The sequence below is a fragment of the Jeotgalibacillus campisalis genome (genome assembly GCF_000829515.1).
In the GTDB taxonomy this organism is placed as follows: Bacteria; Bacillota; Bacilli; order Bacillales; family Jeotgalibacillaceae; genus Jeotgalibacillus; species Jeotgalibacillus campisalis.
On record NZ_JXRR01000014.1, the window covers coordinates 108,990 to 123,880 of the forward strand.

A 14,891-nucleotide genomic window follows, 5' to 3' on the forward strand; every position below is an offset into this window, starting at 1 on the left:
GTTAATTGTTATGGAGATGATTTTCTATGGCTGCGGAAAAAAAAACCGTAAAACAAAAAATATTATGGCTTATCTTCTGTTTAGCACTTATACTGTTTTTATTAATCGCCATCTTTATACCCGTTAAAAAAGCACTGACCTTTCAGGATCTTCGTTCCCGCGAGATTTTAGCCTACCTTCCTATAAAGGAGGACCAGACCTTTCAACTCGAATATACCCATTCGATCCATCAATCCACCGTTATTGATACATACACCGTATTACCTGATCATCAAATTCAGCAGACGGAACTTCAATATGAAGATATGGCAATTGGAATGCCTTCAAATGCGATGTTTGATGGTGAGATTTTTGTAGAAAAAGATGGTAAATATTTCATTAAAAATATGAACCGTGTATTTCCGTCCATTAATTTAAGGACAAGCCAGGTGGTAATCAGCCACAAAATAAAGACAGAGGGAAGCACATATAAGATGCACGACTTTATTGCACCAGGTTCTTTGATCAATTTAGAAGTCAAAGACCTAACAATGTTCCAGTTGCTGAGAGGAGTGAAAATGAATGGATAAAAATAAAGAACAAAAAACAGAGCAAAATAAGCAGTTAACAGAAGAAGAACAAAAAGAACTTTTAGCTAAATATGATCCTGAAGCAAGAACCAGGCAGTATAAAGGAATTATGAACTGGGTTGTGTTTATCGGTCTGGTAGCGTTTTCTGTATTTCAGATTTATGCAGCGATTACGCAATCAATTCCAAGACAGACATTATTGTCAATCCATCTTGGTTTTGCCCTTACCTTAGTTTTTCTTCTTTTTCCAGCAATAAAAAAGGCGGGTAAGAAAAAAAATAATCTGCCATGGTACGATGCAGTCCTAGCCCTGTTGTCAGTATGGGTGGGAAGCTACTATCCATTGAATGAAGACCGAATCGTAAATACGATCGGAAGTATCACGCCCATGGATTTCTGGACGGGATTAATCGCCATTCTTTTGGTATTAGAGGCAACAAGGAGAGCAGTGGGACTGCCGATTACAATAATTGCATCATTATTCCTGGCTTATGCCTATTTCGGAAGGTCCATGCCTGGATTTTTGCGTCACAGGGGACTGGACTTGGAAAACCTAGTCAATACAATGTTTATTTCTTCTGAAGGAATATTTGGTACGCCATTATACGTTTCAGCAACCTTCATCTTTTTATTCCTGCTGTTCGGAGCTTTCTTGGTAAAGACAGGAATAGGTCAGTATTTTAATGATCTGGCGGTGGCCTTTGCCGGCAAACGAATCGGAGGACCTGCCAAAGTAGCCATATTTTCTAGCGCCTTGCAGGGGACAATAAGCGGAAGCTCAGTAGCGAACGTTGTTACTTCAGGATCATTCACGATCCCTATGATGAAACGTCTTGGCTATCGCAAAGAATTTGCAGGTGGAGTAGAAGCAGCTGCCTCAACAGGTGGACAGCTCATGCCTCCGATTATGGGAGCAGCCGCTTTTCTTATGGTTGAATTCATTGGGGGCGTTACTTACTGGGAAATTGCGAAAGCGGCAACGATCCCTGCTTTGCTTTATTTTTCTGGAATCTGGATTATTACACATTTTGAAGCAAAAAGACTTGGGCTCACCGGACTTCCGGATAAAGACATCCCGAAGAAATCTGTCGTATTGAAAAAGATTTATTTGCTTACACCGATCTTCGCAGTTGTGTTTTTATTATTGGACGGAAACTCTATTATTAGAGCTGCATTATATTCAATCTTGATCACAATTCTGGTCAGTTTGATTAGAAAAGACACAAGAATTAATATCAGAAAGTTCATCGAAGGACTTGCAGATGGTGCAAGGACAGCCTTATCTGTTGCAGTGGCAACAGCTTGTGCGGGCCTCATTGTTGGAGTCGTAACAAGAACAGGCCTTGGTTTGAAATTGGCTAACGGACTTGTAGATTTATCGGGCGGAATTTTGCTGCTTACGCTTTTCTTTACGATGATTGCAGCGATTATTCTTGGGATGGGTTCACCAACAACCGCCAACTATGTCATTACAGCAACAATTGCGGCGCCTGCATTGATTTTGCTTGATGTTCCGCCGTTAGCGGCTCACTTATTTGTCTTTTATTTTGGGATAGTAGCGGACATCACGCCGCCTGTTGCGCTGGCTGCCTTTGCAGCGGCAGGCGTATCAGGAGGAGAACCGATACGAACCGGAGTAAATGCAGCAAAATTAGCAATAGGTGCATTTATTATTCCATATATGTTTGTTCTTTCACCACAGCTTTTACTCATTGATACTAATCCAATGGAGATTACTATATCGGTCATAACCGCACTAGCAGGAATGACAGCTATAGGTGCAGCTGTGATTGGTTACTGGTATCGTCCTGTACATTCAATCGAACGTATTTTGGCTGCAGCAGCAGGTTTAATGCTGGTTTATCCTGAAGGTCTTTCAGACATTTTAGGAGCAGTTCTCTTCGTTGCCTTACTTGTTCTGCAGTTTATTTGGAAACGGAATGATCCTAAAAAAGTGCAGACCGTTCAAGCTTAACGCTTATACTGTAAAAATCACTATAGGACTTGGAAAGAGTGCGATATCACACTCCTTCCAAGTTCTTACTTTTTACTTATCCTCCTATATTATTTGACCACCGTAAAAATTAAAAACGAGTCGCTGAGTAGCATATTCAATATAATATTTAAAATTATATTGACGAATAGAGAAATGTATCATAAAATTGGACATGTCTTAAAAAAAGCTTTAAAACATTTTCGAATTTTCTCTTTTCATGAATGAGTATACTTGTACGTGATCTGATAGTTCAGCGGGAGAATACGTCCTTGACAGGGACGGGGTCGGGGGTTCGAATCCCTCTCAGATCATTAAATCAGAAAAACACACTCCACAGGGGTGTGTTTTTTTTTTGCTGGAATCTAATACATGATAAAAGCCCTTTAATGAAACACTAAAACGAGAACTGCTTTATCTCAGTAAGGTTTAGTAAAATAAGAATAGAATGGCAATAGTATCTAATAATGTAAAAAAGGACTTTATGATCAGAGTATTAACTTTTTATCCGGGTAGATAGTAAATAGTACAATAACATTCAAATGGAGGTTTTATTATGAAGGGTGTTACTTTTCAGGGTATAAAAGATATGCAGGTGAAGGAAGTCCCGGATGCAAAACTTCAAAAAAATGATGATATCATTGTCAGAATTACCTCTACGGCCATATGTGGATCAGATCTACATATTTATCAAGGCGCATTGCCTACACATAAGGACTACGTAGTAGGTCACGAACCAATGGGAATTGTAGAAGAAGTGGGACCGGAAGTTACGAAAGTAAAAAAAGGTGATCGTGTAGTTATTCCATTTAATATTTCCTGCGGACAGTGTTTCTATTGTCAGCATGATTTAGAAAGTCAATGTGACAATTCAAATCCAAATCCTGAAATCGATACAGGAGGCTATTTTGGATTTACTGAACGTTATGGTAACCATCCTGGCGGGCAGGCTGAATATCTGCGTGTTCCGTTTGGCAACTTTATGCCGCTTGTTATTCCGGATTCGGTGGAGTTGGAAGATGAAGCATTGCTGTTTATGTCTGACGTACTACCGACTGCTTACTGGAGTATTGAAAATGCGGGCGTAAAGAAAGGGGATACAGTAGCTGTCCTTGGTTGCGGCCCGATTGGCTTAATGGCTCAGAAATTCGCCTGGATGAAAGGCGCAAAACGTGTAATCGCAGTGGATAATTTACCATACCGATTGGAACGTGCAAAGAAAATGAATAACGTAGAAATCTTTAATTTCGAAGAGTTCAATGAAATGGGTCTTCATATTAAAGAAATTACCAATGGTGGAGTGGATGCAGTAATAGACTGTGTCGGAATGGACGGTAAAAAATCTCTTCCTGAAGAAATTGGACAAAAGCTTAAACTACAGGGTGGAACATTAAGTGCCATTGATATCGGCATCGATGCTGTCCGTAAATTCGGTACCATCCAATTAACAGGTGTGTATGGTTCAAAGTATAATGGTTTCCCATTAGGTAATATTTTCGAACGAAATGTTGAACTCAAGATGGGTCAAGCTCCTGTCATACATTATATGCCTAAATTATTTGACATGATTAAGGCTGGAGAATTCGATCCAACAGAGATTGTGTCTCATAAAATGAGTCTTGATCAAGCAAGTGAAGCGTATAAAATCTTTAACGATCACGAAGATGAATGTGTAAAGGTAGTATTGAAACCATAAGTGAAATAGGTTGCGACATAAAGCGGAAAACGTCCGCCTGAAACGAAGTGAGCCGGTCAACGAGCCTGGGACAGACATTTGTCCCAGGTTCGTTTTTAATGTAGATGAAATATGAATTAAGTAAGTAGTAACAGACATATATCGCAGCGGAAGCTCTTATTGATTTAAGTGAATGGAAGAAGCGTATTCAGTGGACCAGTTTCTGCGATCAAGTCTTGAATATCCCATATTGGAATCGGGAAATATGGAAAACCGGCAACATAAGGAGAAATTTCGTATTGCTGGAAATAAATCACCAGACTATGATCCGCTAGATAAAAATCCTGATCCCTTCGAATGGATGTGAAGTCGCCAATTAGCGGTATTTTCCACTCTCCAATTTTCTGACTGATGATCGCAGATAATCTTCCAACAAATGGAGCGTCCGGCTTAAACAATTCATACAGCATGTACATTTTTCCTGTATCTGCATTAAAAGTCAGCGACTTAATGAGTGTCAACCCATGTGCACCGCCGGTATAGGAATAAACAATTAATGATAAACTGAGAATTCTGCGTTCATTCGTTTTAATTTCATAATATCCTTGCATTTCTTTCAAGTTTGGGTCGTGATAACCTAAATCAAGCAGCATTCGATTTAGCGTTTCTACAATTTTAACGTTTATATACATTTGAATTGCTGGATTATATAGTTCAGTTACTTCTGGATACATAATATTTATATTTAATGCAGGAATGATGAGTGATTTCGTTTTAATTGTTACAGGCAGGTCCATTAGTGCATCATCCTTTCACAGACAGGTAATAGTAATCTATGTGAGCAGGACACAAAATATGGCTGTAAACTAAAAAGCCGTTCACTCAAATGGAGTGAACGGCTGAAGTGTCTTATCTGAAAAAAATAACTTTTAAATTATCATTGTAATACCTGATGTTACAAGTGATATTTATGTCTTTGTTTTTATGACGTATTCTGACTTCCTGATTTCCTTGTAATTCGCGAGTGAGAACTGAACGCTCCAGTTCTGCAAGAATTTCTGCAATATCCGTCCGCTGAATTCCATTGGCAAGAGTCAGCTTGTCATCAAAAACAGGAATGGACTTATACTTAATCGTTAAATTTCTAATTTGTTCATTAATGGACTGATACCTTTTATTAAAAAGTTCTGAGCGATTAAACGCAACCTGTGAGTCAACTCGATTTGAAAAAATTTCATGATTATTCATTTGATCTTGAACTAAATTTTCAGGTAACCCTAGGATGGAGGCAGCAGCTTCTATTCCATAGACGTAGTTATGAACTTGAGTTGTCATAACGCATCCCTCCTTAATACTTCTACTTAATGGTAACAGAAATCTACAATTTAATCTACCTTCCCGAACAAACGATCACATATTTGAGGTGCGTACAGTTATTAGATAGAATAAACTCATGAGTAAATAGAGGGATTGGTGTTAAATTATGAGTCGAATCATTATTATAGGCGGAGGAATTTTGGGAGCTTCTGCTGCTTATCACTTAACTAAAAAAGGACAAAATGTTTTAATCATTGACAGAAAAGATAAAGGACAGGCAACAGATGCTGCTGCAGGAATCGTTTGTCCATGGCTTTCTCAAAGGAGGAATAGAGCGTGGTACGACCTTGTTAAAAATGGAGCGAAATACTATGAAACCTTGATACCTATGCTAGAAGAGGATGGAGAAGTGACAACGGGTTATCAGAAGGTAGGAGCGATTAGTTTATATAAGGACCAGGAAAAGCTTATTAAAACTGAAAAACGCGCAATGCAAAAAAGGGAAGACGCTCCAGAGATTGGGGAAATTAAGTCTATGCACATACGGGAAGTAAAAAAATTTTTTCCTGAACTCTCTGATGACTATGAAGCGCTCTTTGTAGAGGGTGCAGCCCGGGTAGACGGAAGAGCACTCTGCAATGCGCTGCTGAATGCGGCTAAGAATAATGGTGCAAAGCTTTACTCAGGAAGTGCGAGCTTACTTTATGAAGACAGGAAGATAACAGGTGCTTTAGTGAATAACCAGGAATTAAAGGGGGAGAAAGTGATTGTTACAGCTGGAGCGTGGGCAGCGGAGCTTTTAAAGCCCCTTGGAATAAATTTGGCAATCAGCTCGCAAAAAGCACAAATTATTCATCTTGAAAGGGACAGTGAGAATACAAATGAACATCAGCCCGTTATTATGCCGCCGAATGATCAATATATTGTACCGGTTGCGGCCAACAAGGTAATAATAGGGGCGACGCATGAAAACAATGCAGGTTTTGACTATCGTGTTACTGCTGGCGGAATGGCAGAACTATTAAACAAAGCACTGACAGCAGCGCCAGGCCTTTCAACTAGTGAAGTGACTGAGACGAGAGTGGGCTATCGCCCCTTTACGCCAGGTTTTCTCCCTGTAATAGGAGCAGTTCCGGATGTTACAGGTCTTTACCTCGCAAATGGATTAGGCGCTTCAGGATTAACTTCCGGCCCTTACCTCGGCTACCAGCTATCGAAGTTGGTTTGCGGTGAAAAAACAGATATTGATTTAACGCGCTATCCTGTTTCAGGAGCAATTATCAACTAAGCAGATCGAAGTTAGACACAACAGGATGAGGGCACCCATCTCCTCAATATAAAAAAACTGCCGGAAAATCCGGCAGTTTAAAACAGTATCCCATTGTTATACCGTTTTTAAGCAAATAACGAATGGTTTATACGTCATAATCCTGGTCTTTGACAAACACCTCATTTACATGAAAATGAATTGACAAAAAATAGTCTTATCAACGTCCAAAGCCCTCACCCCGTTTGGAGTTTTTCGTTCCTTGCCTTAGTTATGATGCGCTTAAATCCTAAAAACATTCAAGGGAATATATTCCAGAAGTAAAAAAATACCTGCAGTAAATTTATTGGTTTTCCTCATACTAATAGTGCACAGCTCAGTAGTGCAAATAGTTGATGGGGGAATGCGGAATGGGAAAAGGAAGCAAATCAAAGCGATTTACTCAGCAAGGTAAAAATGCCGTAGCTCAGCATGATCAGCGCATCCCTTACCACTCGACGTATGCTGAATCTGCCAAAAGCCGTTCAGACATAGGTCCTGACGCAATTAAAGATCCGACATTGGGCGGATTTTAAAGATGAAAAACCAACTTTATCAGCAAGCCAGAGAATTTGTTAGTCAGGCTCAGTTTTCAAAAAAAGCAGAGGATATTTCAAAGGCTAAAAATAGCCTTTCCTCTGCTTTTGCGAATTCCACATTGGCTGAACAAGAACAGCTTAGAGGGATGCAGGAACAGATCAGTCATCTGGAAGAATCCCTTTAAACAAACCAAGAGAAGGCCGTGTCATCAGGCTTTCTTTTGGTTTTCTACATAATTCATTTGACGGTGCCTATAGCCTATTGCACAGGAATGTGATACGATAAATTCTTATATTAGATGAGGACGTGAAATTATGATTAACATTGAACTGCCAAATATTGATGTGAGCATTACTGAAAGAAAGCAATCATTTTCTGAAGGAGAAGCCGCCATTAAATCCATCTACGGATTTATTGATTTCCATGAGATCCCCCGTGATAAAGGCGGTATTTTTATGTTTTATAATGTGAACGATGAACTTTTATTTGTAGGAAAAGCAAGAAAGCTTCGTCAGCGTGTAAAAAAACACTTTGAAGATTCTGTTTCACCTGTTAAAAACCATCGTGATGAAGTATACCGGATTGATGTTAGTATCGTCGACCATCCTATGGATAGAGATATATACGAAACCTACATCATCAACGAATTTCAGTCAAAATACAATGTTGAAAAAGTATTTTACAAATAACCTGTCGTTATTTCGATGATCTTTTTTATTGCAATCCTAAAATGGATATTGTATGATTTATCAACAGGCTGCGTTGTTCGTACTAACTAAGTAAGTTTTAACCTTTAAGCTGTAATAGGGAGTTTTAAATAAAAACGGAATTGGCAAGCCTCCGTCTATAAGACAAGGAGGACATACATGAATGTTTTTGCGAACACCCACTTTGAGGAGTGGTGGTTTAAAACTTTCTTAATCCATACGGCAAAGGCGGCCGCTTAAAGTAAAAAAGCCGATTCCTTTTAGGGGTCGGCTTTTTTTCTATGCTAGAAAAGTATTCTCTGCATTTAAATTCTTGTCCTAAGCTCCCATAATTCAGGAAAAAATTGATGATCCAGGACTTTTTTTAAATAGTGAACTCCAGATGAACCCCCAGTACCTTTTTTAAAACCTATAATCCTTTCTACTGTCTTCATATGTCGGAATCGCCATTGCTGCATGGCATCTTCAATGTCCACCAGCTTTTCTGCCAGCTGATACAACTTCCAATGCTGATCCTTATTCATGTAAACATCAAGCCAGGCCTGCATTACAGAGTCATGCCGATTATAGGGTTTCGTCAAGTCACGGCTTAACACCTCTTGATCAATTGGCAGTCCTCCCCGGCTGAGAGCATGAATAGCGGCATCGTAAAGACCGGGTGCATGCAGCGCGTGGGTTAATGTCTGGTGCAGCTTGTCATTTTTCTCGTAAATTTTAAGAATATGTGTTGTTTTGTACCCTAGAGCAAACTCAATCATCCTGTGTTGAAATGACTGAAATCCGCTGGCATTACCCAGCGAGTCTCTAAACTCACTATATTCGGATGGTGTAAGAGTAGAGAGCACATCCCATGCTTGTATGATTTGCGCCTGAATTTTAGAAACACGGGCCAGCAGCTTAAAAGAAGTATCCAGCTCATCGGCCTCTACCGCTTTTATTGCAGCTATTAATTCATGTAAAATCAACTTCATCCATAATTCACTCACTTGATGAATAACGATAAATAACATTTCATCGTGATGGGCAGATAAGCGATTCTGTGCGCCAAGTAACTCATCTAGATTTAAATATTCCCCGTAGGTCATGGAGTTTTTAAAGTCAGTACGAATGTCTTTTTCAATTTTTTCTGTTAAATCCTGATCGCAGCTTTCTCCTTTAGTCATATGATCCCCCTTTATTACACATCAAAATTTGTCACATCCCCGTTTATCCCTTATTGTAACGTGATAAACAGAAGTAAAACAACACAATCCGGCTTGAATGCAATAAGCAGCGAGACATTAAAAAGAGGTGGAATAATGAGATTTGGTTATGCATGTATTAATTTATCAATCCCGACTAAGTTCAGAACCTGCCGCCTTAAAACGGCAGAGGAAAAAGGACTTGAGTACATAAAGGAGCTCACGCTTAGTAACTTTAATCAAACGTTAGAAGCGGTGAAATGGAATCTTCAAAATGATATATACTTTTATCGCTTCAGCAGTGATCTGGTCCCGTTTGCCACCCATCCGATCAATGATTGGGAATGGTGGGATGATCAAGATGTTTTGGAGATAACAAATGAAATTAAAGCACTGCAGTTAAAATACTCCATGCGATTTAGCTGTCATCCCGGTCAATACAATGTTTTAAACTCGAAAACTTCAGCTGTGGTGACGAATACAATCAAAGATTTAACTTACCATGAAAGAATGATGAACGCAGTAAACGGACAAGATATGATTTTGCATATTGGCGGAGTATATGGAGATAAGGAGGAGGCTATTGAACGATTTGCGCAAAACTATGAATTGCTGCCTGCCGGGATCAAATCTCTTTTAAGAATTGAAAATGATGACAAATCCTTTACATTGGAAGATGTAGTGAAAGTAAGTCGAAAAACCCATGCGCCTATCTGCTTTGATATCCATCACCACAATTGCAACCCAGGTGAAGCAGATTTAACATCCATGCTTCCCGAGGTATGGAAAAGCTGGGGAGACAAAAAACCAAAATGTCATATAAGCAGCGGGAAATCTCATTCTACTGATCGAAGTCATCATGATTTAATCCTGGAAAAAGACCTGGATGTGTTTTTAGAATTGTTAGGTGACATGGATGCAGATATTATGTTCGAAGCTAAACTTAAAGAACAATCGGTGCTGCCGCATCTGCACAAACAAACCAAGTAGCAGTTGTTTAAAAATTGTAGTCCCAAAGTATTTTCCACTCATCATCAAGCTCAGTCACATATAAATATTGCACGAGTTCCATCTTGCCGTAAGCACTATCTAGACCAATACGCGCTTCTACTTCATAAACAGGAATCGGAGTTGTGTCATGTGTCATTTGCCAGCTGTCAATCTTATTAGGTGCGCCTAATGTATAGGTAAATGACTCAGATTGGAGATGGTCTTTAAATAAAGCGGAACGCCCAATAATGTATTGATCTTTAGAAAATCTTTTTTGCAGATCAGGGTGAAGGAAATCCCAGGAGGAGGAAGCTTCACCCTGCTGTTCCAGTTTATAAAATTCCTCTGCAGCATCTATCACTTGTTCTTTTTCAGACGGAAACAACAGGACGATAAAAGTGATAATTCCCGCAATAAAAAGAAGCAGCACCAGAATAAAAGGTAATTTACTATTCCTCATCTTCATCCCTCTTTCCTAAAGTACCTACTTTAATAGATATTCATAAATGTTCAATTTCTTCATCTTTTTAAAAGATTTATAAGTAGAATAATTTTACTTTAGCTAAATGTATACCTAAAACATCAGGAAAGAAGATGTTTTGGGTGTTTTTTTATGTCATGTAAATGGTGTTCTTTGCTTTAAAAGGCTTCGACAACAAAAAACGTGGAAAATGTTTATTGCTTGTAATTTAAAAAGGATCTATATGCTTTTAGCCATTTTGTGAAAATAGAAAAAGATTAAATTCTGAATATTCTATTGACAAAGTATAACGATATATTATAATTACGTTAAAATAACGTTATATGAAAAGGTGATAGCATGATTCGTTTGGAAACAGATGAGGAGAAACACATCAACTTTATGGAACGCATTTATGCCGGTGAGAAAATTGAGGCTGATGATTGGATGCCTGATGAATACCGCAATGTTTTAATAAAGCTTATTTCTATGCATGGAATCAGTGAAATTATGGGTGCACTGCCTGAAAAAGAGTGGGTTCCCAAAGCACCTACGCTTAAAAGAAAGCTGGGTATCATGGCAAAGGTACAGGATGAAATGGGGCATGGTCAGCTATTATTGAGAGTCACAGAGGATCTGATTAAACCACTCGGGAAAACAAGGGAAGATATAATGGAAGACCTATTTAACGGCAAGTTAAAATTTCACAACGTTTTTCATATGGAGGCGCCAACCTGGGGAGATGCCGGATTAATCGGATGGCTCATCGACGGTGCTGCGATTATTACTCAAACGAATATGCTGAATGCATCATACGGACCCTATGCCCGTGCGTTAAAGCGAATTTGTGCAGAAGAGGTCTTTCATGCACAGCACGGTGAGGCGATTATTTTAGCTTTGGCAGAAGGAACGGATGAACAAAAAAGGATGGTGCAGCAGGCAGTCGAACGCTGGTGGGAACCGCTGCTGATGTTTTTTGGACCTGGAGATGCAAAAGCTGTAGGTACGTCAAAACAGGATATAACCGCCAAGTATCGGATTCGTTCAAAGTCAAATGAGGAACTGCGTCAGGACTTCTTTACAAAATATGTTCCGAGGATTCTTTCGATCGGTCTTACAATTCCAGACCCTTCTATGCACTATGACCAAGAACAGGAAAAGTGGATATATCAGCAGCCAGACTGGGAAAAATTTAAAGAAATAGTAAGAAATAAAGGGCCGAAATCTCAAGAACGCTTAAGATTGAGAAAGCTGTCGTATGAAAATAACGAATGGGTAAGAGAGGCACTGGCTCGACCAAATGATGCTAGATAGAAAGGTGTGTCCTGAATGAATTCAAAGACAGCTGGATTTTTTCAAGAATATGAGGTGTTCAGTAAACGAACGGCTGCCTCTCCAATGCAGTATCAATTCAGTCTGCTCGCTCCTAATGAGGAAATGGCGCTGATTCTGGCACAGGAAAACTTTATGAGACGTGAGCCGGTTGCAGATATTTGGGTGATGAAGCAGTCTGCTATAAAAAAAATGACACCCGATGAAAGGCAGTCGCTTCCAAGGCTTGATAATAAAGATTATAGAAATACAAAAGGCTATGGCTACCTGAAAAAGAAGTGGCGAAAGTACGAACAGGAAATGCTCGATGAAAAAGAAATTTTTTCGTGGGGAGGTGAAAGTAAGAAATGACAGAGCTGACCGAACCACTTTTTAAAAAAGCGGTTGTTGAATTGCTGTATCAGCTTGCTGATGATGATTTTATTTTGGCCTACCGCGGTTCAGAATGGCTGGGTCTGGCCCCGCATATAGAGGAGGACGTTGCATTTTCTTCTATAAATCAAGATACGATGGGACATGCAGCGATGTATTACGGACTGCTTGAACAGCTGGGGGAGGGAGACATGGATACTCTTTCTCACGCGAGAGGAATCAGTGAGCGGAAAAATGCGGTCCTTCTTGAACTTCCCAATGGATCTGGACATTATTTAAAAGAACCAAGGTATGATTGGGCATTTACAGTCGTCAGACATTTTTATTATTCTCACGCCAAAAAAGTAAAACTGGAGTCTCTAAAACATTCTTCCTATGAACCTCTTGCACATGCAGCTGTAAAAATAAGCATGGAATTGTATTACCACCTTATGCATTGGACGGTTTGGTTTAATCAATTAATGAATGCAGGAGGTGAGGCAAAGCGAAAAATGCTTGAAGCAATCAGTCGCGTAGAACAGGATTTTTTGGATGTTTGCTCTTTAGGTCCTTTATCTGCTGAAATGGCGTCATTAAAATTAATAGATGGTGATGATGCATTAATGCAAGCTTTCCATGAAAATATGAAACCTGTATTTGACGCTTTATTTATTCCGTATAAAGGAGAATTTCAACAGCATTCTGGCAAAGGAAGATATGGCGAACATACACAAGAACTTCATCAGGCACTTGCAACATTGACAGAAGTGTACCGAACGGATCCAGCAGCCGCTTGGTGAAGGATAAAGGAGGCAGGGATCCTTGACATGGTATGCGGGTTTAAGTTTTGAGGAGAAAGAAAGAATTGAAAAAGCACTTCAGTCAGTAAAAGACCCTGAGATTGATTCAATCAGTGTTCTTGAACTTGGAATGGTGGAACGGGCAGAGTTATGTAATGGGAATTTAACTCTATTCCTGCTGCCTACCTTTATGGGGTGCCCAGCACTTGATATTATAAAGTCCACTATTTTGAAAGCGTTTACAAATATTGAGGGAGTCAAAGAGACAAACGTACTTTTTATTCATCACCCTCCCTGGACCTCTGACAGGATTAGTGAAAAGGGAAAAGGCAAATTAAAGGAGTTTGGTATAGCGCCGCCTATGCAAAAAAATGATCAAACAGGTGAATGGCAAGCAGCCTGCCCCTATTGTGATTCTTTTTATACGACGCTTGATAATTTATTTGGACCGACAGCCTGCCGAAGTATTCTATACTGCAAAAGCTGTAAAAACCCTTTCGAGGCCATGAAGCCAGTTTCCACTTGGATGTAATAAGAAAAGAAATTTTCTATGAATAGATAAAAGGAGATGGATCAATATGATAAAACTGATCGCACTATACAAGCAGCCGGAAAATTTGAAAGAATTTGATGACCACTACTTTGGTACACATGGCCCCATTACTGCTTCTATTCCGGGACTGCAGAAAATGACAGTAACAAAAATGACGGGGAGCCCTATGGGAGGAGAGGCTGCTTATTATCTGATGTGTGAAATGGTCTACGAAAGCCATGAATCATTTAAAATGGCAATGAAAACAGACGAAGCCAGAGCCTCTGGAAAAGACTTAATGTCCTTTGCGGGAGATCTGGTCACGTTAATGATCGGCGAAGAGGTACATGGTTAATAACGAGACCATGATCAAGACTGCTCGTGACAATGCCGTGGGGATCATTACTTTAAACCGTCCGGAAGTACTGAATGCATTAAACATAAAAATGGTGGCGGAAATTGTTTTTGCATTGGAGCGCTTTGATCGGGATGAAACGGTTAAGGTAATGGTGATTCAAGGCGCAGGCAGGGCCTTTGCCGCAGGGGCTGATATTGATGAAATGCTGGATAAAGGGTCAATCGATTTGGAACTGCATAATCAGTTTACGGATTGGGACCGTATAGCAAAGATTAAAAAACCGATTATTGGAGCACTTCATGGATTTGTACTTGGGGGAGGATTTGAATTAGCTTTAAGCTGTGATATTTTACTCGCTGGTCAAAATACTGAGTTTGGTTTTCCGGAAGTAGGGCTTGGCATTATGCCGGGTGCCGGGGGAACTCAGCGCCTGACAAAATTAATTGGGCACCAAAGAGCAATGAAGTGGCTTTTGACGGGAGCGCGATTCTCGGCAGCTGAAGCGATGAACTGCGGTATTGTATCAAGTGTCTTTCCTGATGAGCTGCTTAAAGAGGAGACGAAAAAGATGGCAAGAGCCATTGCAGAAAAGCCTGCACTTTCCGTCAGACTCATTAAAGAATCCGTACATAAAGCAAATGAATTATCGCTTTTTGAGGGGATGCAGCAGGAAAGGAAAAATTTTTATTTGCTGTTTTCTTCAGAGGATCAAAAAGAGGGAATGCGGGCGTTCAAGGAAAGGCGAAAAGCTGATTTTAAAGGCAGATAAGCAGGAGGAAT

At 39.7% G+C, this 14,891-nt stretch carries 18 protein-coding genes, 1 tRNA gene and 1 other RNA gene; 16 read left to right on the forward strand and 4 right to left on the reverse strand.

Going from position 1 to position 14,891, the window contains the following annotated elements; all coding sequences use genetic code 11:
- The first annotated feature begins 26 nt into the window (after nt 1-26).
- From KR50_RS07680 to KR50_RS07695, 4 genes are all read left to right on the forward strand, one after another.
- Nucleotides 27-569: a DUF1850 domain-containing protein gene (locus KR50_RS07680; RefSeq protein ID WP_041056994.1), complete on the forward strand. Its 543-nt coding sequence runs from the start codon at nt 27-29 to the stop codon at nt 567-569.
- Complete coding sequence (locus tag KR50_RS07685; RefSeq protein WP_041056997.1) at nt 562-2,544, forward strand: TRAP transporter permease; 1,983 nt, start codon at nt 562-564, stop codon at nt 2,542-2,544. The genes KR50_RS07680 and KR50_RS07685 overlap by 8 nt, the downstream gene beginning before the upstream one ends.
- Before the next feature lie 260 nt (nt 2,545-2,804).
- A tRNA-Val gene (locus KR50_RS07690) sits at nt 2,805-2,876 on the forward strand.
- Between the two features lie 242 nt (nt 2,877-3,118).
- Nucleotides 3,119-4,258 (forward strand): zinc-dependent alcohol dehydrogenase, encoded by a 1,140-nt coding sequence (locus KR50_RS07695; RefSeq protein WP_041056998.1) that lies wholly within the window; start codon nt 3,119-3,121, stop codon nt 4,256-4,258.
- A gap of 164 nt (nt 4,259-4,422) precedes the next feature.
- Here the strand turns inward: KR50_RS07695 and KR50_RS07700 are convergent, their stop codons facing one another.
- Nucleotides 4,423-5,034: a DUF3298 and DUF4163 domain-containing protein gene (locus tag KR50_RS07700; RefSeq protein WP_041057001.1), complete on the reverse strand. Its 612-nt coding sequence runs from the start codon at nt 5,032-5,034 to the stop codon at nt 4,423-4,425.
- Between the two features lie 112 nt (nt 5,035-5,146).
- The gene (locus KR50_RS07705; protein WP_041057005.1) at nt 5,147-5,572 is read right to left on the reverse strand and encodes a hypothetical protein; all 426 of its coding nucleotides are present in this window, start codon (nt 5,570-5,572) and stop codon (nt 5,147-5,149) included.
- A 148-nt stretch (nt 5,573-5,720) separates the two neighbouring features.
- Between KR50_RS07705 and KR50_RS07710 the strand changes: the two genes are divergently transcribed.
- The 5 genes from KR50_RS07710 (at nt 5,721) to ssrS (ending at nt 8,346) form a co-directional block, all read left to right on the forward strand.
- Nucleotides 5,721-6,842, forward strand: coding sequence for an NAD(P)/FAD-dependent oxidoreductase (locus KR50_RS07710; protein ID WP_041057008.1), 1,122 nt, complete (start codon nt 5,721-5,723; stop codon nt 6,840-6,842).
- A 389-nt stretch (nt 6,843-7,231) separates the two neighbouring features.
- Nucleotides 7,232-7,396: a hypothetical protein gene (locus KR50_RS18635; RefSeq protein ID WP_198134237.1), complete on the forward strand. Its 165-nt coding sequence runs from the start codon at nt 7,232-7,234 to the stop codon at nt 7,394-7,396.
- Between the two features lie 2 nt (nt 7,397-7,398).
- Complete coding sequence (locus KR50_RS07715) at nt 7,399-7,584, forward strand: DUF3813 domain-containing protein (protein ID WP_041057010.1); 186 nt, start codon at nt 7,399-7,401, stop codon at nt 7,582-7,584.
- A 130-nt stretch (nt 7,585-7,714) separates the two neighbouring features.
- Nucleotides 7,715-8,089 (forward strand): nucleotide excision repair endonuclease, encoded by a 375-nt coding sequence (locus KR50_RS07720; protein WP_041057013.1) that lies wholly within the window; start codon nt 7,715-7,717, stop codon nt 8,087-8,089.
- A 62-nt stretch (nt 8,090-8,151) separates the two neighbouring features.
- A non-coding RNA gene (gene ssrS / locus KR50_RS18240) (6S RNA) lies at nt 8,152-8,346 on the forward strand.
- A gap of 66 nt (nt 8,347-8,412) precedes the next feature.
- Here the strand turns inward: ssrS and kynA are convergent.
- Nucleotides 8,413-9,270 carry a tryptophan 2,3-dioxygenase gene (kynA, locus tag KR50_RS07725; RefSeq protein WP_041057016.1) on the reverse strand — a complete coding sequence of 286 codons (858 nt, stop codon included), beginning with the start codon at nt 9,268-9,270 and terminating at the stop codon, nt 8,413-8,415.
- Nucleotides 9,271-9,405: 135 nt separating this feature from the next.
- On the opposite strand from kynA, the gene uvsE reads away from it, so the two are divergent.
- On the forward strand, nt 9,406-10,278 hold the full coding sequence (gene uvsE, locus KR50_RS07730; RefSeq protein WP_041057019.1) for a UV DNA damage repair endonuclease UvsE: 873 nt from the start codon (nt 9,406-9,408) through the stop codon (nt 10,276-10,278).
- 7 nt (nt 10,279-10,285) lie between these two features.
- On the opposite strand, the gene KR50_RS07735 is transcribed toward uvsE, so the two are convergent.
- Nucleotides 10,286-10,738: a hypothetical protein gene (locus tag KR50_RS07735; protein ID WP_041057022.1), complete on the reverse strand. Its 453-nt coding sequence runs from the start codon at nt 10,736-10,738 to the stop codon at nt 10,286-10,288.
- Nucleotides 10,739-11,098: 360 nt separating this feature from the next.
- Here KR50_RS07735 and paaA point away from each other — a divergent pair, with 360 nt between their 5' ends.
- Genes paaA through KR50_RS07765 form a run of 6 tightly spaced genes read left to right on the forward strand, consistent with a single transcriptional unit; the run spans nt 11,099 to nt 14,880 of the window.
- Entirely contained in the window at nt 11,099-12,052 is a 954-nt protein-coding gene (gene paaA, locus KR50_RS07740; RefSeq protein ID WP_041057025.1) for a 1,2-phenylacetyl-CoA epoxidase subunit PaaA, read from the forward strand.
- 15 nt (nt 12,053-12,067) lie between these two features.
- Nucleotides 12,068-12,421, forward strand: a complete 354-nt coding sequence (gene paaB, locus KR50_RS07745; RefSeq protein ID WP_041057028.1) for a 1,2-phenylacetyl-CoA epoxidase subunit PaaB — start codon at nt 12,068-12,070, stop codon at nt 12,419-12,421.
- Nucleotides 12,418-13,221 carry a 1,2-phenylacetyl-CoA epoxidase subunit PaaC gene (gene paaC, locus KR50_RS07750; protein ID WP_041057031.1) on the forward strand — a complete coding sequence of 268 codons (804 nt, stop codon included), beginning with the start codon at nt 12,418-12,420 and terminating at the stop codon, nt 13,219-13,221. The genes paaB and paaC overlap by 4 nt, the downstream gene beginning before the upstream one ends.
- A 22-nt stretch (nt 13,222-13,243) precedes the next feature.
- Nucleotides 13,244-13,753 (forward strand): 1,2-phenylacetyl-CoA epoxidase subunit PaaD, encoded by a 510-nt coding sequence (paaD, locus tag KR50_RS07755; protein WP_052476888.1) that lies wholly within the window; start codon nt 13,244-13,246, stop codon nt 13,751-13,753.
- A 46-nt stretch (nt 13,754-13,799) separates the two neighbouring features.
- Nucleotides 13,800-14,108, forward strand: coding sequence for an EthD family reductase (locus KR50_RS07760; RefSeq protein WP_041057033.1), 309 nt, complete (start codon nt 13,800-13,802; stop codon nt 14,106-14,108).
- A complete protein-coding gene (locus KR50_RS07765) occupies nt 14,101-14,880 on the forward strand; it encodes an enoyl-CoA hydratase-related protein (protein ID WP_041057036.1) in 780 nt (259 codons plus the stop codon). The genes KR50_RS07760 and KR50_RS07765 overlap by 8 nt, the downstream gene beginning before the upstream one ends.
- Nucleotides 14,881-14,891 lie beyond the last annotated feature (11 nt).